This window comes from Candidatus Riesia pediculicola, assembly GCF_002073915.1.
Classification (GTDB): domain Bacteria; phylum Pseudomonadota; class Gammaproteobacteria; order Enterobacterales; family Enterobacteriaceae; genus Riesia; species Riesia pediculicola.
On record NZ_CP012841.1, the window covers coordinates 158,418 to 183,365 of the forward strand.

General features: G+C 27.2%; 19 protein-coding genes. 9 read left to right on the top strand and 10 right to left on the bottom strand.

Annotation, left to right across the window (positions count from 1 at the left end; translation table 11 throughout):
* Positions 1-127 precede the first annotated feature (127 nt).
* From AOE55_RS00755 to clpP, 4 genes are all read right to left on the bottom strand, one after another.
* Positions 128-1,996: a SurA N-terminal domain-containing protein gene (locus AOE55_RS00755; protein ID WP_080611647.1), complete on the bottom strand. Its 1,869-nt coding sequence runs from the start codon at positions 1,994-1,996 to the stop codon at positions 128-130.
* Positions 1,997-2,117: 121 nt separating this feature from the next.
* Complete coding sequence (gene lon, locus AOE55_RS00760; RefSeq protein WP_013087856.1) at positions 2,118-4,472, bottom strand: endopeptidase La; 2,355 nt, start codon at positions 4,470-4,472, stop codon at positions 2,118-2,120.
* A 117-nt stretch (positions 4,473-4,589) separates the two neighbouring features.
* Positions 4,590-5,852, bottom strand: coding sequence for an ATP-dependent Clp protease ATP-binding subunit ClpX (clpX, locus tag AOE55_RS00765; protein ID WP_013087643.1), 1,263 nt, complete (start codon positions 5,850-5,852; stop codon positions 4,590-4,592).
* 81 nt (positions 5,853-5,933) lie between these two features.
* On the bottom strand, positions 5,934-6,530 hold the full coding sequence (clpP, locus tag AOE55_RS00770) for an ATP-dependent Clp endopeptidase proteolytic subunit ClpP (protein WP_041855169.1): 597 nt from the start codon (positions 6,528-6,530) through the stop codon (positions 5,934-5,936).
* A gap of 1,097 nt (positions 6,531-7,627) precedes the next feature.
* On the opposite strand from clpP, the gene cyoA reads away from it, so the two are divergent.
* The 8 genes from cyoA to dxs all read left to right on the top strand — a co-directional run bounded on the left by cyoA (position 7,628) and on the right by dxs (position 16,777).
* Positions 7,628-8,473 carry a ubiquinol oxidase subunit II gene (gene cyoA, locus AOE55_RS00775; protein ID WP_080611649.1) on the top strand — a complete coding sequence of 282 codons (846 nt, stop codon included), beginning with the start codon at positions 7,628-7,630 and terminating at the stop codon, positions 8,471-8,473.
* Positions 8,474-8,590: 117 nt separating this feature from the next.
* Positions 8,591-10,606 (top strand): cytochrome o ubiquinol oxidase subunit I, encoded by a 2,016-nt coding sequence (gene cyoB, locus AOE55_RS00780; protein ID WP_013087918.1) that lies wholly within the window; start codon positions 8,591-8,593, stop codon positions 10,604-10,606.
* On the top strand, positions 10,578-11,186 hold the full coding sequence (locus AOE55_RS00785; protein WP_049821630.1) for a cytochrome c oxidase subunit 3: 609 nt from the start codon (positions 10,578-10,580) through the stop codon (positions 11,184-11,186). Before cyoB ends, AOE55_RS00785 begins: the two co-directional genes overlap by 29 nt.
* Positions 11,187-11,324: 138 nt before the next feature.
* Positions 11,325-11,537 carry a cytochrome C oxidase subunit IV family protein gene (locus AOE55_RS00790; RefSeq protein WP_013087738.1) on the top strand — a complete coding sequence of 71 codons (213 nt, stop codon included), beginning with the start codon at positions 11,325-11,327 and terminating at the stop codon, positions 11,535-11,537.
* Positions 11,512-12,369, top strand: a complete 858-nt coding sequence (locus AOE55_RS00795) for a protoheme IX farnesyltransferase (RefSeq protein WP_013087716.1) — start codon at positions 11,512-11,514, stop codon at positions 12,367-12,369. The genes AOE55_RS00790 and AOE55_RS00795 overlap by 26 nt, the downstream gene beginning before the upstream one ends.
* 126 nt (positions 12,370-12,495) lie before the next feature.
* On the top strand, positions 12,496-13,686 hold the full coding sequence (locus AOE55_RS00800) for an MFS transporter (RefSeq protein ID WP_049821631.1): 1,191 nt from the start codon (positions 12,496-12,498) through the stop codon (positions 13,684-13,686).
* Positions 13,687-13,944: 258 nt separating this feature from the next.
* A complete protein-coding gene (locus AOE55_RS00805; protein WP_013087545.1) occupies positions 13,945-14,853 on the top strand; it encodes a polyprenyl synthetase family protein in 909 nt (302 codons plus the stop codon).
* Between the two features lie 85 nt (positions 14,854-14,938).
* Positions 14,939-16,777 (top strand): 1-deoxy-D-xylulose-5-phosphate synthase, encoded by a 1,839-nt coding sequence (gene dxs, locus AOE55_RS00810; protein ID WP_080611805.1) that lies wholly within the window; start codon positions 14,939-14,941, stop codon positions 16,775-16,777.
* A gap of 11 nt (positions 16,778-16,788) precedes the next feature.
* Here dxs and AOE55_RS00815 read toward each other — a convergent pair whose 3' ends face one another.
* From AOE55_RS00815 to dapE, 6 genes are all read right to left on the bottom strand, one after another.
* Positions 16,789-17,205 (bottom strand): phosphatidylglycerophosphatase A family protein, encoded by a 417-nt coding sequence (locus tag AOE55_RS00815; protein ID WP_013087878.1) that lies wholly within the window; start codon positions 17,203-17,205, stop codon positions 16,789-16,791.
* 138 nt (positions 17,206-17,343) lie between these two features.
* Complete coding sequence (nusB, locus tag AOE55_RS00820) at positions 17,344-17,766, bottom strand: transcription antitermination factor NusB (RefSeq protein WP_013087688.1); 423 nt, start codon at positions 17,764-17,766, stop codon at positions 17,344-17,346.
* Between the two features lie 21 nt (positions 17,767-17,787).
* Positions 17,788-18,291, bottom strand: a complete 504-nt coding sequence (gene ribH / locus AOE55_RS00825; protein ID WP_013087654.1) for a 6,7-dimethyl-8-ribityllumazine synthase — start codon at positions 18,289-18,291, stop codon at positions 17,788-17,790.
* 84 nt (positions 18,292-18,375) lie between these two features.
* Entirely contained in the window at positions 18,376-19,497 is a 1,122-nt protein-coding gene (ribD, locus tag AOE55_RS00830) for a bifunctional diaminohydroxyphosphoribosylaminopyrimidine deaminase/5-amino-6-(5-phosphoribosylamino)uracil reductase RibD (protein ID WP_013087492.1), read from the bottom strand.
* A 488-nt stretch (positions 19,498-19,985) separates the two neighbouring features.
* Complete coding sequence (gene yajC / locus AOE55_RS00835; protein WP_041855222.1) at positions 19,986-20,324, bottom strand: preprotein translocase subunit YajC; 339 nt, start codon at positions 20,322-20,324, stop codon at positions 19,986-19,988.
* An 842-nt stretch (positions 20,325-21,166) separates the two neighbouring features.
* The gene (gene dapE, locus AOE55_RS00840) at positions 21,167-22,297 is read right to left on the bottom strand and encodes a succinyl-diaminopimelate desuccinylase (protein ID WP_013087531.1); all 1,131 of its coding nucleotides are present in this window, start codon (positions 22,295-22,297) and stop codon (positions 21,167-21,169) included.
* Between the two features lie 266 nt (positions 22,298-22,563).
* Between dapE and AOE55_RS00845 the strand changes: the two genes are divergently transcribed.
* Entirely contained in the window at positions 22,564-24,834 is a 2,271-nt protein-coding gene (locus tag AOE55_RS00845; RefSeq protein ID WP_080611654.1) for a phosphate acyltransferase, read from the top strand.
* The last annotated feature ends 114 nt before the right edge of the window (positions 24,835-24,948 follow it).

Below are 24,948 nucleotides of genomic sequence, written 5' to 3' on the forward strand. Positions count from 1 at the left end.
AAATTTTTATAGATATTATTTTACGAATCCGACAATGAATTGAAAATGAAAAATTTGTCGAATAACCTTATAAAAGTTTTATAAAAATAGTATGCGTTCAATATCTATATGATTGTTCATTTCGAATCTAAAAGTCCATCTTTTTTTGATCGATTTTTGCATGACTGAATAAATTAAAAAAAAGAGATTCTAAAACTATAAAGTTGAAATTTCTAAGAACTTCTGAAGAGGCCAACTCTATTTCTTTTGTACTAGGATATTCACGAATAATATCTGTAAGTTTGATGATTATTAAGTTTTGATTTCCATCTCTGATCATGCAATAACTTGGATTTTCTCGATTTGAAATAGACATGTTAAAAGCTTGATGAAGAAATGAAGAACGATCGATCTCTCTACGAGAGATGGTTTTTTCATTTTGAAAACTAATCTTTCCTATTTCAGAAAAAAAAGTTTTTTTATTTACATTTTGATTATTTCTCAACTGATCTAAAATGAATTTTCCATCTTTTTCAACTTTTTCGTATGCTTTTCGAAAGCTAATTAATTTAAAAATTTTTTCTTTAACTAAATGAATAGGTTGAACGAATTCCGAACAATAATCTTCTATTCGAATTATGAAAAGAAGATTCTTATTTATTTCAACGATACCGATATTTTTTTTATTTTGGTTCTTTTGAGTGAAGTCTTGATTGATGTTTTGAGAAAAAATAAACTTTTTTACTTCTTGAAAATCAATTGAATTCGGTAAATTTTCATTTTCAAACCAATCTGTCCTGTATATTTTCATCTGAAATTTTTTTTGAGTTTTTAATAACAGATCAGAACTATTTTCTTTAATCTCCTCCAGGATAAATTCTCTAATTTTGTAAAATTTTTCTGAAGACTTGCTTTTTAATAGAATATCGTGTATTTCCGACTTAGATTCTAAGAATGTTTTATAGGATTTATTAATGGAACGATCCAATCGAAATATTAGATATTTTCCTTCAAATTCAATTATTTTCGATATTTGACCTATCTTCTTTAAATTAGCAGAAACGATTACTTGCGGTAAAAATTCTTTCTCTATCCATCCAATAGAACCATTTTTTTTAGCACTGAAAGGGTCTGTGGAAAACTTTTTTGCCAATTCTTCGAAAGAAAATCCCTGACTTAACTTTTCAATCATTAATTCTGCATCTTTTATGCTATCTAATTGAATCATGCTATAATAATTTTTTGGAGGGTTAGTAAAAAATTTTTTATTTTTTTTATAAAACTCAAATTCTTCTTCTTTCAAATTAAGATTTTCGTATTGACTTTCAATATCTAATTTAATATAGCTAATCCTAGCCTTCCTAGAAGATAGAAATTGATCCGGATAATTTTGATAATAAGCTTCCATCTCTTCTTCTGAAACATTTTGTAATTTTTGATACTGTAAAATAGGTAAAGTCAAAGTTTGTATCTTTCTTTTTTGAAACATGAATTTTGCATATTCAAGAGATTCTGAAGGTAATAGAAACTCATCGAGAAAATATGATTGCATAACTTTTTTGGTCAAAAAATTTTTCTTGATTTCTTGAGATAACGTTTTACCACTGATTTGGTTTCTCAATAAGAAGCTTTTATATTTTCTTTTGTCGAATTTTCCATTTTCTTGAAAAATTGATAAATTTCTAATTTCTTCCTTAATTTTGTCTTCACTGACTTTTATTCCCAACTTCATTGAATATTGACTCAATAAAGTTTCTTGGATTAATTTATTTAAGACTTGAACACGAATGAAATTCTCTAGATCTTGATCATGATCTTTCCAAAGGAATTCTTGATGCATGTTTTTTAGAAAAAAATATTTTTCCTTTTGAAAAGCTTGATCAAATTGATCTTGATGAATTTGTTCTCCATTAATTTTTATAATGTATTTTTTTGAATTCTCGTTTCCTAAGAAGTAACTTCCGACACCTGTCATAAAAATCGATAGAATAATCATCAAAGATATTGCTTTTTTCATAGGATTCAGTTAGAAAACTAATTTACATTTTCATGGATGTAAAGTTGAAAGAAACAGATTTTTCAAAGGATGAAAAATATAGAGTAATAGAAATGATTTGAAGAACAGTCTGTCTGGGTTTTTAAAATCTTGTTAAGATTTTTTTGTATTTCAATGGATTTTGAAAAGCAATGGAAAAAACTTCTTTCATACTCTTCACTGCATGAATTTTTAAAGAATTAGTTATATTTTTCGGTAATTCTTGTAACTCATGACGATTTTTATTTGGAATGATCACGGTTTTTATTCCTCCTCTCTGTGCGGCTAAAAGTTTTTCTTTTAGACCACCTATTGGAAGAATAAAACCCCTTAAAGTGATTTCTCCAGTCATGGCTATGTCAGATCGAGCTGGATTTTTTGTTAGATAAGATACTAAAGCTGTACATATTGCTATTCCTGCACTTGGTCCATCCTTTGGAGTAGCCCCGTCTGGAACATGAATATGTATATCTTGATTTTTGTAGAAATTAGATTCAATTCCTAGATAGTTTGACTTTGATCGAATGAACATCATCGATGTTTGAATGGATTCTTGCATAACTTCTCCTAAAGATCCTGTACAAGTTAATTTTCCTCTTCCAATAACACAAACTGCTTCGATAATTAACAAGTCTCCCCCAGATTCCATCCATGCAAGTCCTGTCACTTGACCTATTCTGTTTTTATTTTCGGCTTTTCCATAATCTAATTTTCGACGTCCTAAATACTCTTTTAAATTATCTTTATTGATGACAATTTTATGAATAGAAGGATTACTGATTATGGCTTTTACTACTTTTCTACATATCTTCGAAATTTCCCTCTCAAGGTTTCTAACCCCTGCTTCTCTGGTATAATAACGTATGATTTCTTCGAATGCATTTTCTTGAATTATCAACTCGTCTTTCTTCAAGGAATTTCTTTTGAATTGTTTTGGAAACAAATGATTTTTAGCAATTTTTTTCTTTTCTTCTTCTGTATATCCAGAAATTCTAATAATTTCCATCCTATCCAACAAAGCTGGTGAAATTCGAGTTGTATTAGCGGTCGCAATAAACATCACTTCAGATAAATCATAATCTATCTCTAAATAATGATCGTTAAATGCGAAGTTTTGTTCTGGATCCAACACTTCTAATAAAGCTGAAGCTGGATCTCCTCGAACTTCATAAGAGATTTTATCTATTTCATCAAAAAGAAACAAAGGATTTTTAACTCCAATTTTTGTTATTTTTTGTATGATTTTCCCTGGCATGGACCCAATGTATGTCCTTCGATGTCCTCTAATTTCCGCTTCGTCACGAATTCCTCCAAGAGACATTCTCACATATTTTCTCCCTGTAGCCTTTGCAATAGATTTTCCTAAAGACGTTTTTCCAACACCTGGTGGGCCAACTAAACACAAAATAGGGCCTTTGATCTTATTGGTTCTAATTTGTACTGCTAGATATTCTAATATGTACTCTTTAACTTTTTTTAATCCATCATGATCTTGGTCTAATATTTCCTTTGCTCGATTGATATCTTTTTTAATTCTACTTCTTTTTTTCCAAGGAACATTGATGATCCAATCGATATAACTCCTTAAAACAGTAGCTTCTGCAGATATTGGAGACATCATTTTAAGTTTTTGCAACTCTGATTCAGCTTTTTTTCTAACTTCTTTTGGCATCTTCAATGATTCAATTTTTTTTCTAAAAGTCTCAAATTCGTCAGGAGCGTTTTCCATTTCCCCCAATTCTTTTTGAATCGCCTTGATTTGTTCGTTCAAATAGTATTCTCTTTGACTTTTTTCCATTTGTTTTTTAACTCTTTCACGAATCTTTCTTTCAATTTGAAGAAAATCAATTTCCGATTCCATCATAACCATCAGATATTCTATTCTCTCTGAAATATTTGAAATTTCTAAGATTCTTTGCTTATCTGAAATTTTTAAAGACATGTGCGAAGCAATGGTATCTGCTAATTTATCCGAATTCTCTATAGATCTCAGAGACATCAGTATTTCTGGAGATATTTTTTTATTCAATTTGGCATAACATTCGAATTGATTGATGACCGTTCTGTTAAGGATTTTTTGTTCTTTTTCATCAATATCAGATTGACTTAAGTATTTTATTTTAGCAACGAAGTAATTTTCATTTTCTTTAAGATCAATGATCTTAACTCTTTCAATTCCTTCTACTAAAACCTTCAAAGTTCCGTCTGGCAACTTTAACATCTGTAAGATAAAAGATATTGTCCCTATGGAAAAGATATCGTTTACATTTGGATGTTCTTTGGAGGATTTTTTTTGCGCAACTAATATCACCTTTTTATTTCCATTCATTGCTGCTTCTAAACATCGAATTGATCTTTCTCTTCCTACAAATAAAGGAATAACCATATGAGGATATACCACTACGTCCCTTAGTGGGAGTACCGGTATTTCAACTTGTTCTGAACTTTCAAGATTCATAAAGATCTCTCTTTTCAATTTTTTAATATCTGATAATTATTTTATAATTTTTTATTGAAATCAATTTAAAATATTGGAAAAATGTTTGAGGATTTTTAAAATCCTTTTTAGAAAAAATTATTTGTTATAGATTATTACAGGTTCGAGTTTTTCAGATATTACTTTTTTATTAATGATAACTTGTTTAACACTTTTCATAGAAGGTAATTTATACATGACGTCAAGTAAAATATCTTCTAAGATGGATTTTAAACCTCTTGCTCCTGTTCTTTTAAGGATTGCTTTTTTTGCAATTTCTTTGAAAGATTCTTCTTCAAATTTAAGCTGTACATTCTCCATTTCAAAAAGCTTTTGATACTGCTTGATCAAAGAATTTTTCGGCTCCTTTAGAATTTTAACTAGCGAAGTTTCATTTTGTTCATCTAGAATGACAAAAGTAGATAGTCTTCCAACAAATTCCGGTATCAATCCAAATTTAATAAGATCTTGAGGTTCAACTTGACATAAAATTTTAGAAGTGTTTCTGTTATAATAAGAATGATCTATCAATTTGGCACAAAATCCTATTCCAGAACTTTTATTTAGTCTTTTTAAAATAATTTGATCTAATCCAAAAAAAGTACCTCCACATATAAAAAGAATGTTGGAGGTATCGATTTGTAAAAATTCTTGCTGAGGATGTTTTCTTCCTCCTTGTGGAGGAACAGAAGAAATGGTTCCTTCTATTAATTTCAATAAAGCTTGCTGAACACCTTCTCCGGAAACATCTCTGGTAATTGAAAGATTGTCAGATTTTCTGGAAATTTTGTCGATTTCATCGATGTATATTATTCCATTTTGAGCTAATCCAACGTCGTAATTACATCTCTGTAAGAGTTTTTGTATTGTATTCTCTACATCTTCACCAACGTATCCTGCTTCTGTCAATGTAGTTGCATCAGCTATAGCAAATGGGATGTTTAAGTAGTTGGATAGGGTTTTAGCTAACAAAGTTTTTCCACTTCCAGTAGGACCAATTAGAAGAATATTATTTTTTTCTATCTCTATCGAATTATTACTCGTTCTTTTAAAATTGTTGCTAATTAATCTTTTGCAATGGTTATAGATAGATACAGAAAGGACTTTTTTAGAACGATCTTGTCCAACTATATAATCATCTAAGTGCTTTTTTATTTCGTATGGTTTTTTAGTGAAATCCTTTGAAAAATTTGTAAAAAATTTTTTACTAGTTTTTTGAATGATTTCTTTGAACAAATCAACGCATTCATCACATATATAAGCAGAATTTCCAGAAATCAATTTTAAAACTTCATTTTGACTTTTTCCGCAAAAAGAGCAAAAAAGCAAATTTTTAGAGTCAATTTGACATTCGTCTTTCATATAAGAATCACTAATACTTTTTTGTTTAAAAATAAAAATAGTTTAAATTAATCTCCAAAACAAACACAAGTATTTTGCCAACTAAATAGATCTTCTATTAAGATAGACTCTATCTACTAACCCATAGTCAACCGCTTCTTCTGAAGAAAGAAAATAATCTCTTTCTGTATCTTTTTCTATTTGTTCGACTTGTTTTCCAGTATGTTTTGCCATGAGTTCGTTCATTTTAGATTTAAGTTTTATTATCTCTTTCGTATGAATTTCTATATCCGTTGCTTGTCCTCGAAAACTACCCATTGGTTGATGAATCATGATTCTTGAATTCGGCAGACAATATCTTTTTCCTTTAGCACCAGAAGCTAATAGAAATGCGCCCATGGAACAAGCTTGACCAATACATATTGTACTGACTTTCGGCATAATAAACTGTATTGTGTCATAAATAGAAATTCCTGATGTAATTATTCCTCCTGGAGAATTAATATAGAGATAAATTTCTTTCGTTTGATTTTCTGATTCTAAAAAAAGTAATTGAGAGATTATTAAGTTTGCCATATTATCTTCAATATAACCAGTTAAGAAGATAATTCTTTCCTTTAGAAGACGAGAGTATATATCATAGGATCTCTCTCCAAAAACAGTTTTTTCTATTACAGTAGGTATTATTGACATGTCCATGTTCCAATGAATTATCTAAAAAATTTTGTAATTGTGCAAAAACTTTTGAAAAGTTTTTGATAGTTAATAAATTTCTTTCAGAAAAGATGAGAAATCAATTTGATAGAATGAATTCTACAAAATAATATAATTTAAAAAGAATGATTAATTCTGGCAGATTAATTTTTTCTCTTCATATCTGAACTTCTAAAAATTAATAAAAATCTTTGATAACATAATGTATCAACTTTTTCATTTTTAAAAATTTTTTAAAATATTTTATTTAAATTTTTTATTGATTTTATAAAGTTTTCCGATTCTTCATTTTAGTTCGTTATCTTTCGAAAAAATTTTGTTTTTCTATTTTTTAAAAGGAATTTAAAGGACAATTTATTTTTCTGATTTTTAGCATTTTTAAATATCCTTAATTTTTTTTAGAAAGTATTTTTTCGACGAAAAAATTAAATCACCTCCGACGATGAATTATAAATTCGGATTTTGAGGTTTAAATTTTCAGTATATACTTAATTTCTTCTTTTATACTAAAGTAATATAGCTAAAAGGTTGATCAGTAACTGGTTGTTAAATGATAAAAGAAAAATACTTTTTAATGTGTTCAGTTTTTTAGAAAATTCGTATATTTTTAAAATTCATCAGTCATAAATCAAATTGACTTTTTCGTAACTGATATTCTATTGAATAAGTTTCTACATCGAAAATTAGCATACTATATTAGTATATTCGTTAGATACTAACATAAAAAATTATATCATTTGAAATATGTTTATCATATTCTCAGAAGATAATTCTTAAAAACTCTTTCTTTTTAAAAAGCATTATAACTATATAAAATAAAATAAATTTAGTTAAAATACATTTTGTGAATCTGAAATATCTAAAGAATTATTCAAAAAAATTTTTTCAAATTTATGAGATAGAAAACAAAAATTTATTTATTTAAAGAATGTAATGATCAACTTTTATCATTTGACTGAAAAATAAACAAAACATTTTATAAATTTTTAACTAAAATTGAGTTCATTAAGAATTAAACTATTACTATGAATTGTTCAATATCAGATTTTCTAATTGATTCAAGAAATTATTGAAAAACTTATATGAAAATTTTCAAACTTAAAAAAATTTTACATTGGTTCTCTATAATCTTAGTTTCTACTTTATTATCAGGTTGTAATAGTTCACTAATGAATCCACAAGGAACAATTAGTAAAGATCAAAAAGTAATAATACTATCTTCAATCGGACTTATGTGTATAATTGTTGTTCCTGTTATATTTATGGCAATCTTTTTTTCTATTAAATATTGGGAAAAAAACAACAAAAAATCCGTTTATCTTCCAGATTGGTCATTTTCTAAAAAAATAGAATTCTTTTGTTGGTTTTTACCGATGATCATTGTTTTAATACTAAGTATCTTAGCTTGGAAGACGACTCATCGATTAGATCCTTATAAGAAAATCAATAGTTCCGAAAAAAAAATAATAATTCAAGCCATATCAACTGATTGGAAATGGTTTTTTATATATCCTTTTCAAAAGATAGCAACGATCAATGAAATATGTATCCCAATTAACGTTCCAATTGAATTTCATCTAACTTCTTATTCAGTAATGAATTCCTTTTTTATTCCATCACTTGGTGGCCAAATCTATGCTATGAATGGAATGAAAACGAGAATTAACTTGATTTCAAAAAATATAGGTGTTACCGATGGATTCTCATCGAGTTACAGTGGATCGGGTTTTTCAGATATGAAATTCAAAGTTATCATGTGCAATAAATCTGATTATATTAGATGGATCGAAAAAGTGAAGAATTCAAAAAATCAATTAAAAAGTTTCGAGGAATTTAAAAAAATTGCCGCCCCAAGTGTTAATAATCCAATTTCTTATTTTTCCAACGTTTTTCCAAATTTATATGATTATCTTACTTTCAAACATTAAAATACTTTCAATCACAAATTTGGAAAAATGAAATTTTGAAATGTAAATTTTTAAAACTATGATAGCAATAAAATTATTTTGAATATAAATTTATAAATGATACGAGGAAAATAGTAAATGTTTGGCAAGCTCACTCTAAAATCGATTCCAACACATGAACCAATTATAATGGTTACGATGGCAATTGTATCTTTGATTATTTTTTTTGTTCTATTTTTAATTACTTACACGAAGAGATGGAATTGGTTGTGGAGCGAATGGTTAACAAGCTTAGATCATAAAAAAATTGGAGTTATGTATATTATTGTTTCTATAGTAATGTTATTTCGTGGATTTACAGATGCAATATTAATGAGAACACAACAAACTATAGCTTCAACCAATTTTTTGGGAGGGAACGGATTCCTTTCATCAGATCATTATAATCAAATTTTTACAGCTCATGGAGTGATAATGATATTTTTTATGGCTATGCCTTTAGTCATTGGATTAATGAATATTATTGTTCCTTTGCAAATCGGATCTAGAGATGTTGCGTTTCCTCGTCTAAATTCTATTAGTTTTTGGATTTTTTTATCTAGTGTAATTTTAATGAACTTATCTTTTTTTATCGGAGAATTCGCTAAAACTGGATGGCTAGCCTATCCTCCATTGTCTGAAAAAAATTACAGTCCAGATGTTGGAGTAGACTACTGGATATGGAGTTTGCAAATAGCTGGAGTTAGTACGACTTTGAATGGAATTAATCTAATTACTACAATTTTAAAGATGAGAGCGGAAGGAATGTCTATGATGAAAATTCCAGTTTTTACATGGACTGTTCTTTGTTCGAACATATTAATTGTCGCTTCTTTTCCCATATTAACCTCTACAATCGCATTGTTATCTATGGATAGATATTTAGGAGCACATTTTTTTACTAACGATGGAGGAGGAAATATGATGTTATACATAAATTTAATATGGGCTTGGGGGCATCCTGAAGTATATATATTGATATTGCCTGCGTTTGGAATTTTTTCAGAAGTTACTTCTACCTTTTGCAGAAAAAGTATATTTGGATATCAATCCTTAGTTTTAGCCACCGTTGCAATTACTGTAATGTCTTTTATGGTTTGGTTACATCATTTCTTTACAATGGGATCTGGTGCAAAAGTTAATTCAATTTTTGGAATTGCAACAATGATTATTGCGATTCCAACTGGAGTGAAGATGTTTAATTGGTTATTTACCATGTTTAAGGGAAATATATCTTTTCGAAGTCCTATGTTATGGACGTTGGGATTCATAATAACATTCACAGTAGGAGGTGCTGCTGGAGTTCTTTTATCTATTCCATCAGCAAACTTTTTTTTACACAATAGTTTATTTTTAGTTGCTCATTTCCATAATGTGATTATAGGAGGAGTGGTATTTGGATGTTTTTCTGGTATTACATATTGGTTTCCGAAAGTTTTTGGATTTTTACTAAATGAAAAAATTGGAATTTTATCTTTTTCTTTATGGATAATAGGATTTTTATTAGCTTTTGTTCCACTATATTTTTTAGGACTGGATGGGATGACTAGAAGATTGAGTCAACATATAAATCCTAGATATCATCTTTTATTATCCGTAGCATGTTTCGGAACCATTATTATAGCGATTGGAATTTTATGTCAAATAATTCAAGTGATATACAGTTGTTTAAACAAAAATATGGATGTTACTGGAGATCCTTGGAATGGAAGAACATTAGAATGGTCAATTCGTTCTCCTGCTCCAGTTTATAACTTTGCTTTTCTTCCGAAAGTAAAGAGTCGTGATGATTGGTGGGAAATAAAAAAATCAAGAAAAAGAATGCAAGAGATGAAAAAAAGAAGATCCAAAGGTTATCGTTCTATATGTCTTCCAAATAGATCTTTTTCTGGAATATTGATCGGATTTTCTTGTCTTATTTTTGGGTTTTCAATGGTATGGTATATATGGTGGATGGCGATATTTGGAATGAGTCTTATTTTAGTTTTTTCCATTCATTCTTTTTTGACAAAAGAAAAGATGGTTTATATTGATTCCAAAGATGTTCAAAGAATAGAAGAACCTCTTAAAAATGTAAAGAATGTGTATGACATTAGGAGGACTGATGCTTTTTGATAACGAAGATACATTAAGAAAGAATAATAAAACATTGCTTGGGTTTTGGATATATTTAATGAGCGATATGCTTTTCTTTGTCTCTTTAATCTTAGTATATTCTGTTTTTTTAAAAGAAGATGTGAGATTTTCAATTTTAAGAGATCAAATAAATTTAAAAATAGTATTTTTAGAGACTATTTTATTATCAACTAATAGCTTAATGTTCTATTTTTCTGAAACTTCTTTTCAATTGAATAGGAAAAAGGAATTTTTTATAAAGATTTTATTTTTCTCGTTAATTATCGGTGTAACATTTTTCTTTGTAGAAACTTATGAGATTTCTAAATTATTTCAATGTCAATTTTTTCCGAAAAATAGTTCTATATTTTCTGCTTTCTTTTCTGTAATAGGAGCTCACAGTTTACATGTTTTTTTCGGACTGATATGGATTATTGTAATGGAAGGAAAGATCCTTTTTAAAGGACTAGATAAAAATAGTTTAGTATCATTAAAATGTCTAAGTGATTTTTGGCATTTTTTAGATATCATGTGGATACTTATAGTAAGCGTTGTTCATCTCTTGATAAAAGTCATTTAAGCAATTTTCTTAAAAATATTTCTTGGAGAAATAGAATTGAAAAAGACATTAATTTATTCTTTTTTTTATTTACTTATAACAACGACACCTTTTCTTACGGTAAAGTTCTCGCAAAATTTTACAAAACCATTAATCGTCATGATAATTTTCATTTCTTCCATTGCTAGAATTTCAATTCATTTTTTAGTTTTTTTGAACTTAAAACTCTTTAAAGAAAAAATATATAAGATATCATTTTTAATGTTTTTTATTATAATTTCTTTTATATTATCTTCAGGATCTTTATGGATTATGCATCATTTAAGAACAAATATGTCCAATCAACATGAGACGTTATTTCGAGATAATTAAACCAAAAATTGTACTTGGAAATCTGATTTCTTCTGTTTGTGGGCTTTTGATAGCAGAGGAATATTCTTTTAATTTTTTTCGAGGTTTTTACGTAATATTGAGTATCTTTTTAATTATTTCTTCTTGTTTTATCTTAAATAACTTCATGGATAGAAAAGTAGACAAAATCATGATTAGAACGAAAAATAGAATTTTAACGAAAGATAGTTCGAAAAATAATATTTTCTTTTTAATCTTGTCTTTTTCTTTTTTAATAATTGGACTATTAATTTTATATAAATCATCTAACTTGCTTTCTTTATCAATTTCAATTTTTGGTTTTTCAACTTATGTTTTGTATACTGTACTGAAAAAAAAAACTTTCTACAGTATATATTTAGGGAGTTTATCTGGGTCAACCCCTTCAATGATCGCTTATTGTTCCATATCTAATCGAATAGATGTTCGATCAATTATCATATACATCACCTTATTTCTTTGGCAAATTCCACATTTTTACTCCATTTCTTTATTATTTTTAAAAGATTATTTGAGGGCTAAAATTCCAATTTTACCTAATAAGATAGGATTATTTAAAACTAAAATACATATATTCTCATACGTTATGGTGTTTTCCATATTAAGTATAATTCCATTTTTTAATGGATATGTTGGAATAAGATACCTAAACATAACCATATTTGTTAATTTAATTTGGTTACTAACAGTATTACAAGGTGTAATTGATTCATCTGTTAGTTTAAAGAAATGGTCTAAAAAAAGTTTTATGATTTCTATAATTTCAATTAATTTATTCAATTGTATGTTTGCAATAGATAAAAACCTAAACTAGAGCAAAGATTTACTACGACATTATTGATAAAACATATGATTGAATTTATCGTTTAATAATTATTTAAAATATGTACCTATTTACCTAAAATATCATTATAAGATTATAAGAAAGTTTATAAAAAGTATGTCTAAAAAAGAATTAAAAATTTTCTTTAGCTTGGGTTCAGTTTTTGCGCTCCGGGCATTTAGTATGTTTATGACTCTCCCAGCAATAGTAAGTTATGGAAGAAATTTGAAAGGATCTACCGATTTTCTACTAGGTTTGGCTATTGGAATATATGGTTTAACTCAAGCAATTTTTCAAATTTTTATTGGATCAATGTTGGATCGGTTTGGAAAAAAAAAATTGATCATTTTTGGATTATTTGCATTTGTTTCTGGAAGCATTGTATCAGCTTTTTCTAAATCAATATGGGGTTTAATTATTGGAAGGGCATTCCAAGGATCTGGGACAATTTCTTCTTCTATGATGACAACGATGTCTGATTTAATCGACGAAAAAAATCGAATAAAAATAATGATAATGATTGGAGTAAATTTCATTTTTATTTTTTTATTAACAATCATTATCAATCCAATAATCACTTATTTTATAGGAATGAGAGGTATTTTTTTCATTTCTAGTATTTTTTCTATAGTTTCCATTTTAATTGCTATTCTTTTAATTCCAGAAAAATCCTCTATGCAATCCAAATCAGAGAATTATTTTTCAATGTCTAGCATAAAAAAAGTTATTAAAAATCATCGATTGATGAAATTGAATTTTGGAATATGTTTCTTATATATCTTATTAATGTCTAATTTCACAGTTTTACCATCGATATTATTAAATAAAGATTCGTTTCTTATCGATCAAAACTGGAAGTTGTATTTAGTAATTCTTTTCATCTCTTTCGTAATTACTCTACCAATTTCTATGGTTTTAGAAAAGAAAAAGGAAACAAAACAAATTTTTTCAAGTTGTATAGCCATTTTCATCATTTCTGAAATAATGTTCATTAATTTCGTTAAAAACTTTTTCTTATTATTGATTAGCCTACAAATTTTCTTCATTGTTTTTGGTATTATGGAAAATTTAATATCAACTTTAATAAATAAAGAATATTGTTTCGAATATAAAGGTACAGCGATTGGCATATATTCCATATTTCAATGTGGAGGATCTGCAGTCGGAGGAATCCTTGGAGGATGGTTTTTAGAGATTCAAGGGATTCAATCAGTTTTTATATTATTCATCATCACTTCCATATTGTGGTTTTTCATTAATTTAAACTCTAGTCGCTTGAAAAAAATAAGATTTTTATTTAGAAATTAAAAAATTTTTCGAAAAAAAATCTTGATTTTACTTTAATAAAAAAATGGAGTGATGATTAGAAATTTGAAATATTCTTTAAACAAAAAAAAAGTAAATTTCTGTCATAGAACTAGAAAATACAACTATTTATGATCAAAAACTATTTTAGGTTTGATGATTAAATAAAAACTTTCAAAGATTTTTTATCGGAAAAAATTTAACTATTTATCATTCATTTTAAATCAAATAATTTCTTTAAGATTTTCGAGTATTTTAAAAATGATTAATTTTTCTGGACTTTCTTTTCATCAGAAATCTAAGATAATAAAAAAACAGGTTAATGATATACTGATGCAAAAAGTTCGATCTTTTCAAAAAATTCATAGAAATTTAATTAATGTTATCCGATATATTATTTTTGAAGGAAAAAAAATTAGATCTTGTTTCATATATTCTGTTGGAAGTATGTTAAAGGTCTCTTGTAAACAAATCAGTAAAATAGCTGCTTCTGTTGAATGCATGCACGCATATTCTTTAATTCATGATGATTTACCTTCGATGGATAATGACGATATCAGAAGAAACAAAAAGTCTTGTCACATTGTTTTCGGAGAAGCTAATGCCATATTGGCTGGAAATGCACTACAAGCGTTAGCTTTTGAGTTATTGTTAAGTCTGAATAGAAAAAATTTGGATCATAAGAGTCACTTGCAAATTATTCGAGAACTAACTATAGCAGGAGGAATAAAAGGAATATGTGGAGGACAATCCCTGGACATTTCAAAAAAAAAGAGATGTCATATGAACATTGAACTGTTAAATATAATTTATTTTTATAAAACTGTTTCTCTAATAAGAGCTTCTATTAGAATGATTTTTTATGCATCCAGATATCGATATGAAAAGAAATTAATCCTTATTTTAGATGATTATTCTGAAAATATCGGTTTATTGTTTCAAATTGCAGATGATCTTATTGATTTCAAAAAAGATAAATTAAAATCTCAAAATCAAAATAAAAACAAAATAACTTATCCGATATTAATTGGCATCGATCAATCAAAAAAGTCTATAAAAAATCTATATAAAAAATCAATAAGAAATATTTTTCTCATCAAAAAAAAATATGGGTTCAATATCGATATGTTATGCAATGTAACTGACTTCATTCTTTTTAAGAATAAGTAAAATATCTTGATTACTATTAACCAAAAAGTATCTTTACAATTTACAACATAATTGATCATATTTGATGATCACGTATTTAGAGAAAATGAAAACTAATTCCATATTTTATCCGATTTTATCTAAAATAAATAATCCTAAAGATCTTCGATCTTTATCAGAAAAAAAATTATCTAAACTATGCTTAGAGATTAGAAGATTTCTTCTGCATAGCGTAAGTAAATCTAGCGGTCATCTCGCTTCTGGATTGGGTGTAATTGAATTAACAGTAGCATTGCACTATGTTTATAATACTCCATTCGATCATCTTATATGGGACACTGGACATCAATCTTATCCCCACAAGATATTAACTGGAAGGAGAGATAAAATGCATACTATCCGAAAAAAAGATGGTCTACATCCGTTTCCTTGGAGAGAAGAAAGTGAATACGATATATTAAGTGTTGGACATTCTTCTACTTCCATCAGTGTTGGATTAGGTTTGTCCATCGCTGCAAAAAAAGAAGGAAAAAACAGAAAGACGATATGCGTAATAGGGGATGGAGCGATAACATCCGGAATTGCTTTTGAAGCTATTAATCACGTAGGTTTTATTAAGGAAGATCTCTTAATTATTTTAAACGATAATAAAATGTCAATTTCTAACAATACAGGAGCATTACACGAAACTCTCCTAGGAGAAACAAAATATTATCAGTCGAAAAAGTTTAATCAGGTTCTTGAAAAAGAAGAAAAATTTGTTTCAAATAGTCTAAAAAGAAGATCCAGAAATTTTTTTCGATCATTGGGATTGAATTATTTTGGTCCAATAGAAGGAAATGATGTTTATCATCTTATTCGAACGATTGAATATTTAAAAAAACGTCGAGGACCTAAATTGTTACACATCATTACAAAAAAAGGAAATGGGTATCTTCCAGCTGAAAAAGATCCTATTCTTTGGCATTGTGTACCTCAATTCAATTTAAAGAATGCGAATAAATCTATTAAAAGAAACAAAAAAAAAATGTTTTCAGATCTATTCGGAAAATGGTTATGTAGAGAGGCTTCAACAGATCCAAAATTAATTGCAATCACACCAGCTATGAAAGAAGGTTCAGGAATGAAAAATTTTTGTAAATTTTATCCAAATCAGTTTTTTGATGTTGCGATTTCGGAGCAACATGCAGTTACTTTTGCAGCTGGTTTAGCAATTGGAGGGTATCATCCAATAGTTTCTATATATTCCACTTTTCTACAACGAGCATATGATCAAATCATTCATGATGTTGCAATACAAAATCTACCTATTTTGTTTGCAGTGGATCGATCTGGAATCGTTGGAGAAGATGGACCAACCCATCAAGGTTCCTTCGATTTAACTTATTTAAGATGCATACCTAAAATTGTGATCATGTCTCCCAGTAATGAGGAAGAACTCATTAATATGCTCCATACTGGATTTCATTATAGAAAAGGTCCTGTTGTAGTAAGATATCCGAAATGTTATCAAAAAAAATTTTTGAAAATACAATCTTTTTCTAAAATGAAAATAGGAGAAGCTGTAATTAAGAGATCAGGTAAAAAAATTGCTATTTTGAATTTTGGAACACTTATTGAAGAAGCTAAAATTGTTTCAAATCGTTTAGATGCTACTTTAGTAGATATGAGATTTGTCAAACCTCTAGATGAAAAGATGATCCTAAAGCTTGTTCAAAATCATCAAGTATTAATTACTCTAGAAGAAAATTCTACATTTGGAGGGGCAGGAAGTGGAGTAAATGAATGCGTTTTAAAAAATAAAATTTTCATGCCGATATTAAATATTGGATTTCCAGATAATTTTATAAAGCAGGGGAATAGAAGAGAAATTTACGAAGAAATAGGATTGAACTCTAAAGGAATTGAAAATACGATACAGAATTATTGCAATAAGATTATTTAAATGGATTTTTATTAGAACTTTGTTTGAATATATATGCTTGAAAAAAAGGCGGCTAAAAGATCGTCTAACATGATTCCAACTCCATTTTTTATTTTCTTTTCTAAGAAATTTATAGGAAATGGTTTAAGGATGTCTAAAGTTCTAAATATCAGAAAACTTTCCAAGATTTTTTCTATATTAGGTTTTTCTAAAGAAGCTAAAACGAAGAACATTCCAGAAAATTCATCTAAAACAATAAAATTATGGTCTAAACATTTTGTTTTTCTTGAAAGAATGTAACAAATTAATAAACCTATTAAAATGTTTGACAAACTAATCAAAAAAATAATTTTTTTGGAAAAGAAGATACTTATTATTTTCCAAATTAAAATTGTGATTAAAGAGGAAAATGTTCCCGGAAACTTTGGAAAAAAACCTATTCCAAACATCGTTAAAAAACAATAACAAGATTTGTAAAAAAAAATTTCATTCTACTTCTAATTTTTTGAAAATTTAGATTGAATAACTCTTTCATCTTGACTGTATAACGAAAATGTTCAAGAGATAATTTGTTTTTACATCTGTGATTAAGAAGAACCAGATTCTTTTTTTTTAAAAACAATTTTGTCCAGAACTCCATTAACAAACTTATAACTCCTTTCGGAACCAAATTTTTTAGATAGCTCAATTGCTTCATTAATAATCACTTTATATGGAATTTTAATATACAAAAGCTCAAAAACTCCGAGTCTAAGAATTGCTTTTTCAATTTGATCGATCAATTTTAAAGCTCTTGAAGTATGTCGAAACAATTTTTGATCTATCTTTGAGACTTTGTTAGAAGTTCCAATAAAAATTTTTTTAAAATATTCAATATCTACATCTATTTTTTTTGACTGAATCATATTCAAAAAATCAACTACTATAAGCGAGTTCTTTGTTCCTGAGATTTGCCAGGAATAAAGTGCTTGAACAGCCATTATTCTAGCTTTGTGACGAATTCTTCTCATCTCATCTTTATTTTAAATTAGTTAATACTTCTCTTTCTTTAAAGATGTTTTAGAAATTTTATCAATCAAATTAATCATTTCTAAAGAAACTAATGCTGCTTCGGATCCTTTGTTTCCCATCTTAGATCCTGATCTAATGATTGCTTGATCTAAATTTTCTGTAGTTAGAATTCCGCAAGATATTGGAATTTCATATTTTATAGATATTTTAGAAATCTCAGAAATACATGTATTGGAAATAAATTCAAAGTGCTTTGTATCTCCTTTAATCAAAGTCGCGATTGTAATAATGGATCGGTATTTTCTGGACTTAGAGAGTATTTTTGCAATTAATGGAATTTCATAAGCTCCTGGAACTTCTACGATGTATATATCTTCTTCTTTTAAATTTCCTACTCTTAGTAAAGTATCTAAAGCCCCATTTATTAGATTTTCATTGATAAAATAATTAAAACGGGAAACTATTATTGCTATTTTGATAGGATGAATAAAATATAAAGATCCTTTCATTTTCTTTATTACCATAATTTACCTGATTAATAATAAAATTTTTATTCTATTTATCAAAAGAAAAACAAAAAAATTAAGACAATGAATAATATGATAAATCTAAGATTCTTTCTTTTTTAAAATTACTCGTACATCTTTTCCAATTTTCTTAACTTGCACAAATCTCAACTTAGAGATATTATTTATTTCAGACTCCTTCGAAATAATAATTAATTCTTTCGATTGACTTCCAAAGAATTTTGGAGCGATGTATAAAATGATCTGATCAAACAAATTTAAAGAAAGTAAAGAACTTGCAAAAGTAGGACCGCTTTCTATCAGAATAGAATTAATCTTTCTTCGAGCAATTTGTTTCATGGTATAGATCAAGTCGATTCTTCCTTCAGAGTCTAATTTTGTTGAAAATTCTTTTACATTTTTTTTCCATCTTTTTTTCGAAAATTGACTTCGAAATAGCCAACATTCTCCTGGAGTATTTACTATTTTATGATTTTCATGAACTTTATTTTTCGTGTCAATTACAATTCGAACTGGTTGTCTGATTTCTTTTTCTGGATAAATATTCTTCAGTTCATCTGAAAAATCGTTCCATCGAACATTAAGTCTAGAATCATCCGAAACGATAGTAGACCCTGTGGTTAAAACTGCACTTGATTGTGCTCTAATTTCTTGAACATCCTGTCTAGATTTATAAGAAGATATCCATTTATTTTTTTCAAAATTTATAGGAATTACTTTAGAATTAATAGAAGTTGCCATCTTAATTGTTATATATGGTAATCCTTGTTTCATTCTTTTGATAAATCCTAAATTTATTTTTTCAGATTCATCTTTTAAAAGTCCAGAAATTACCTGAACTCCAGATTTTTTTAATTTTATCAAACTTTTTCCTGAAACTTTCGGATTAGGATCGGTCATAGATACAAATATTTTAGAAATTTTAGCATTAATCAGTTCATCAACACAAGGAGGAGTAAGACCATAATGATTACATGGTTCTAAAGTAACGTAAACAGTGGCTCCTTTTAAGAAGTGCCCTGCCTTCTTCATGGCAAGAACTTCGGCATGTGACTCTCCAGTCTTAGAATGATAAGATTCTCCTACAATTCTATTGTTTTGAACTATTACACAACCAACATTTGGATTAGGAGAAGTGGTAAACTTTCCTTTTTTTGCTAAAAAAATTGCCCTACTCATAAATTGTCTATCTTTATCGTTCATCCTACATATCTCTTGTTAAATTGAGAATTTCTTCATAAAAGTTTAAAAAAAAATTTTCTTAGAAAGATACGATTCTTTGAAAGAAATGGAAAAGTTGATCATTTTGAATCTTAAAATCCAAGTTTTTTAAAAATCTTAAAAAAAGAAACTAGAAACTCTAGAAGTTTCTTAAAAAAATCAAAAACCAAATCGTTCTTTGAGGAATAGAAATTCAATTAAAACTATTTTACTTAACAAATTCTGTAAAAAATTGATGAACAATTTTAGAAAAAATTCTTTTAAGAACAGATTAATAAGAATTACTTCTTTTAAAAAACGAGCCTTTGCTAATAAATCTTTTAACTTATCTAAAATTTTTCAAGGATAATATTTTAATTTTAAATCAAATGACAGAATAATCTTATAAAGCTCATCTATTTTGATGTAAATCTCATTCTCCATAATTCATTAGAATTGATCATTGATCCTAAAAAATCTCAAAAGTAATTCTAAATAGAATCTATTGTTCCTTTAGGTAGAATGGAAGTAATGAAATTTCTATGAAGTAGAATTTTGTTCGAATCATTCAACATTACTACGAGATAATCCGAATTTTTATGAGTACGATCTACTTTTCCGATCAACCCACCCTTAGTAATAATTTCGTCTCCAGAAGTAATGGAATCCATCAATTTTTTATGTTCTTTAGCTTTTTTCTGCTGTGGACGAAAAATTGATAAATAAAAAATAATTGCAAACAAAACTAACATCGCTACTAAAGAATACGGACTATCTTTTTCGTGATGTAAATTTGTTGATGCATACGCTGAATCAATAAAATATTTCACGATCACTCCTTTTACTTTCCGCTTAAATATAATAAAAAATCATTAAGTCGTCAATTTTTGTTAAAAACCTCTATTCTAAAATAATAGCATAAAGAAATACTTTTATGAAATCTAGAAGTATATTTCGAACAAATAACATGTTGGTTCTAAAGAAATCCTTAAAAAAAATAATTTAAAAGTATAATTTAAATGATAATATGTCAAATTTGACAATTAAAAGATCCAAAAAAAATTATAAAAACGATAAATATCGATAAATGTATTAAATTTTAAATTATTATTTGATTGATTCGATTCTTATTTTTGATCGAATTTATTAATCGAATCAGATATACCTAAGATTTTTCTTAAATCTTTTATCGAGATAGAGTTCTTCAACTTCTTAAAAAAATTAATTCAAGTAAACTTTTGAAAGATATTTCATTTTTTTTACTTCATGAAAAAGAACTATCTTTCGTCCACTTTTTCTAACGAAATACTTTATTTATGTGAAAGAAAATCGATGAATATTGAGTTGATTTTAATGAGATACTTTAATGTTTTTTAAAAAATTAAAAGTAATTTTTTTTAAAAAAGATTATATTAATTGTTTAAATCAGTGATCTTTCTTAAAAAGAAAAATATGAAAGAAATTTTTCTTTTCTTTCTTCACATAAAAAATTTTTTCAAATACATATCTTTTTTAATGATTTAATTTAAGCAACTTTTTATTTTTATTTTTTTTAAAAATTCCAATCTCTTTCATAAAATTTTTTTCATCTAAATAAAGTAGCTAATTTTGATAAATCAAAGATATTTTTTCAATCATTCATAACTCATTATATTAAAAACAATACTAAAATTTATAAAAGAATTTTCTTCATAATTTCTAAATAAATTGTGTTTAATCTGATCAAATCCTGAATTTCTATCATCTCATTCGGTTGATGAATTGTTTGATTTATCAATCCTATTTCTACTATTTGGTTACAAATTTCGATAATAAAACGACCATCAGAAGTTCCTCCAGAATGAGATAATTTTGGAAACAAACTAAATTTTTCTATTAATATTTTATTAATAATTTCAATCAGTTCTTTACTTTTCTTTTCGAAGGGTTTTGCAGAAAGTTTCCAAAAAAGTTTATAGGAAGAAGTATGTTTTTCAATTTCAGAAGATATATATTGTTTGACGAAATCATGATTAATCTCTTTATCGAATCGAAAGTTCATTTTTATTTCTACTTGAGATGGAGTAATATTGTTTCCATAAGAATTGGAAGAAATCTTTACAATTTGAGAAGAAACATTTTTAGAAAATTTATCTATCATGTTGGATCTAAAAATCAATTTTTTTAAAAGTGGGACGACAAGATTGACTGGATTTTTTATAGGATCAAGATATGCGACATGTCCTTGAGGACCATATAGAAATAAATTCAGATTTAAAGAACCTCTTCTACCATTTTTTATGGTATCTCCGACTATAAACTCACTAGTAGGTTCTCCAATGATGCAGTAATCTATTTTTTCTTTTCTTTTTTTTAAAATTTCAACCACTTTTTTTGTTCCATATTTTGCTGATCCTTCTTCATCTGAAGTGATTAGAAATGCTAATTTTCCAATATGATCTGGAAAGGAAGTTACGAATTCTTTAGCAGACAAAATCATGGAAGCTATGGCTCCTTTCATGTCTGCTGTTCCTCTTCCATAAATTGAATTATCTTTGATCACAGGATCGAAAGGATAGTATCTCCAATCTTTAAGAGAACCAGGACATACTACGTCAGTATGACCAACAAATAGTAGAACTTTCCCTTTCTTCTCTCCATGAGAAGCAAAAAAATTTTTAACATTGTTAAAATTTATTCTTTCAACTAAAAAACCAACCTTTTTTAGAGTTCCAATCAAAATCTCTTGACAGCCTAAATCATTTGGACTGATAGATGGTATTTTAATCATTTTTTGAAGAATCTTTATAGTTTGATCAATCATTTCATTTTTTGTGCTTTTATTTTTTTATAATTAAAAGAACGACAAAAATATTACTTCTTTATCTCGAAAAATTCCAATTTTATCCTTTATTTTTTTAGAAAACATTGGAAGAAAGAAAATTTAGAAAATAATAATATACTTATGAGAAATTATTTCCAAAAAAAAGAATTTTAAAATAATCAAATAATTAAGAAATACATTTCGATTATCATTAAAAATGATTTGATTTTTTAAAAGTATTTATTTCATAGTTTCAGGAATTTAATATGAACAAGAAAATAATGAAAAAGTCTCTAAAGCTCCACAGCAGAATTAAGAAAGGAAAAATCGAAGTCATTCCAACAAAACCGATCTCAACAAAAAAAGATTTAATATACGCTTATACACCTGGAGTTTCGTTTCCTTGTGTAGAAATCTTAAAAAATCCAGAGAATGTACACAAATATACTTCTAAATCCAATTTATTAGCTGTAATATCAAATGGAACAGCCGTATTGGGATTGGGTAATATCGGTGCTTTAGCAAGTAAACCGGTGATGGAAGGAAAATCAATAATTTTTAAAGAATTTGCTGGAATTGACGTTTTTGATATTGAAATAAATGAAAAAAATCCGGAAAAGTTTGTAGAAATTACTTCTTCTTTGGAACCTACGTTTGGAGGAATTAATTTGGAAGATATTCGATCTCCAGACTGTTTTTATATAGAAGAAAAATTGAAAGAAAAAATGAATATTCCAATATTTCACGATGATCAGCATGGAACAGCAATTGTCGTTTCGTCAGTTATATTAAATTGGATCAAAGATACAAAAAGAAATATACGAGAAGTTAAGTTAGTTATTTCTGGTGCAGGAGCAGCTTCCATAGCTTGTGCCAATATGTTAGAAAAACTTGGAATCCTACATGAAAATATATTTATGTGTGATTCCAAGGGTGTAATAAATACTGGTAGAAAAGATTTAAATGAGATTAAGTCAATCTACGCTACTCGAAATGAAAATCTTCAAACATTATACGATATTATTCAAGGAGCAGACGCGTTTTTGGGGTGTTCTGTTTCAAAAGTTTTAAAAAAAGACATGGTTCAATCTATGGCTAATAGACCTATTATTTTAGCCTTAGCAAATCCAATTCCAGAAATAATGCCATATGAAGTTGAAGAAGTCAGATCAGATGCTATTGTTTGTACGGGTAGATCCGATGATCCAAATCAAGTCAATAATATTTTATGTTTTCCATTCATCCTCAGAGGCGCTTTAGATGTTCAAGCAACTCAAATTAATGATGCTATGAAAATAGCTTGCATAAAAGAAATTTCTAAGTTGGCCAGAAAAAAAGTAGATTTTATTACATATGATTCAGAAACTAGTCAAAACTGTTCTCAAAAAAATTATTCTATTGTTCCAAATCCATTTGATCCAAGATTGATCATGAAAATTGCTCCATCCGTCGCTAAAGCTGCAATGGATTCTGGATTAGCAATAAAACCAATTAAAAACTTTAAACTCTATAAAAAAGATCTGAAAAAATTTGTTAAAAATGACTATTTCTTTATGAGACCAATATTCATATCTGCTCAGAAAAGAAACAGGAAAATTCTTTTTACAAAAGGAGAATCTAAAAAAACACTTCTTGTTGTCAAGAATATCATTGATATGAATCTATCCAATCCAATTTTAATAGGAAGAAAAAGTGTTATTGAAGATAAAATTAGAAACTTAAATCTGAGAATTAAAGAAAACAGAGATTTTCAATTGATAGATTTAGATCAAAAAATGAAGTATGAAAAATTCTGGAAAAAACATCTTAATTTTCTTAAAAAGAGAAGAATACTTAAAAAAAATAGTTTTGAAAAAGAAAACTCATATTTTTCTACTTTAATTGGAACTTCCTACTTACATTCAAATAAAGCAGATGGAATGATATGTCATGTCGATGATTATAATCTTTCGGATCATACTAATATCATTATGAACATTATTGGACCTTCAGAAAGAAAGATTGTTGAAAAAATGGATATCATTTGCACGTCAAATATGAATTTTTTCATTGTGAATTTTGAAGATACTAAAGATATATCAATACAAAAGTTGAAAAAAATTATTTTAATAATATTGAAAAAAATAAAAATATTGAATATTTTTCCAAATATAGTTCTTCCTCGTCTGGAAAATTTAAAAAATATAAGTCATTTAGATTGGTATAAAAAAAATGACTTATTTTCTTCTATTAAGAAGAATTATCCGTCAGTTCATTTTATAAAAGAAAGTTTAGAAGAAATAGATTTGAAAAATCTTATTAAAAACGAAAAATTGTATCCCAATTATCAACATGAAAGGTCATCTGATTTCCTTTTTGTCACTCCAACTAATAAGTTGCACATGATTTATCTTGATTTGTTAAAAGTCGTAAATTATAAAGAAAAAACTTTAGGATCGATTCTTATGGAAACTAAAAAACCGGTTCACATTTTAAATAAAAATAGTTCAATTCGAAATATTACAGATTCATTTGTATATCTTATGATAGAAAAATAGATTTGTTATGATCGAAGTAGTTTTTTATGAAGAGAAAATGATTTTAATTTCAATTCTAATATCAACAACGCGTACTTTATTTTTCAAAGGATTAAACAGTTAGCTTTTCTAAAA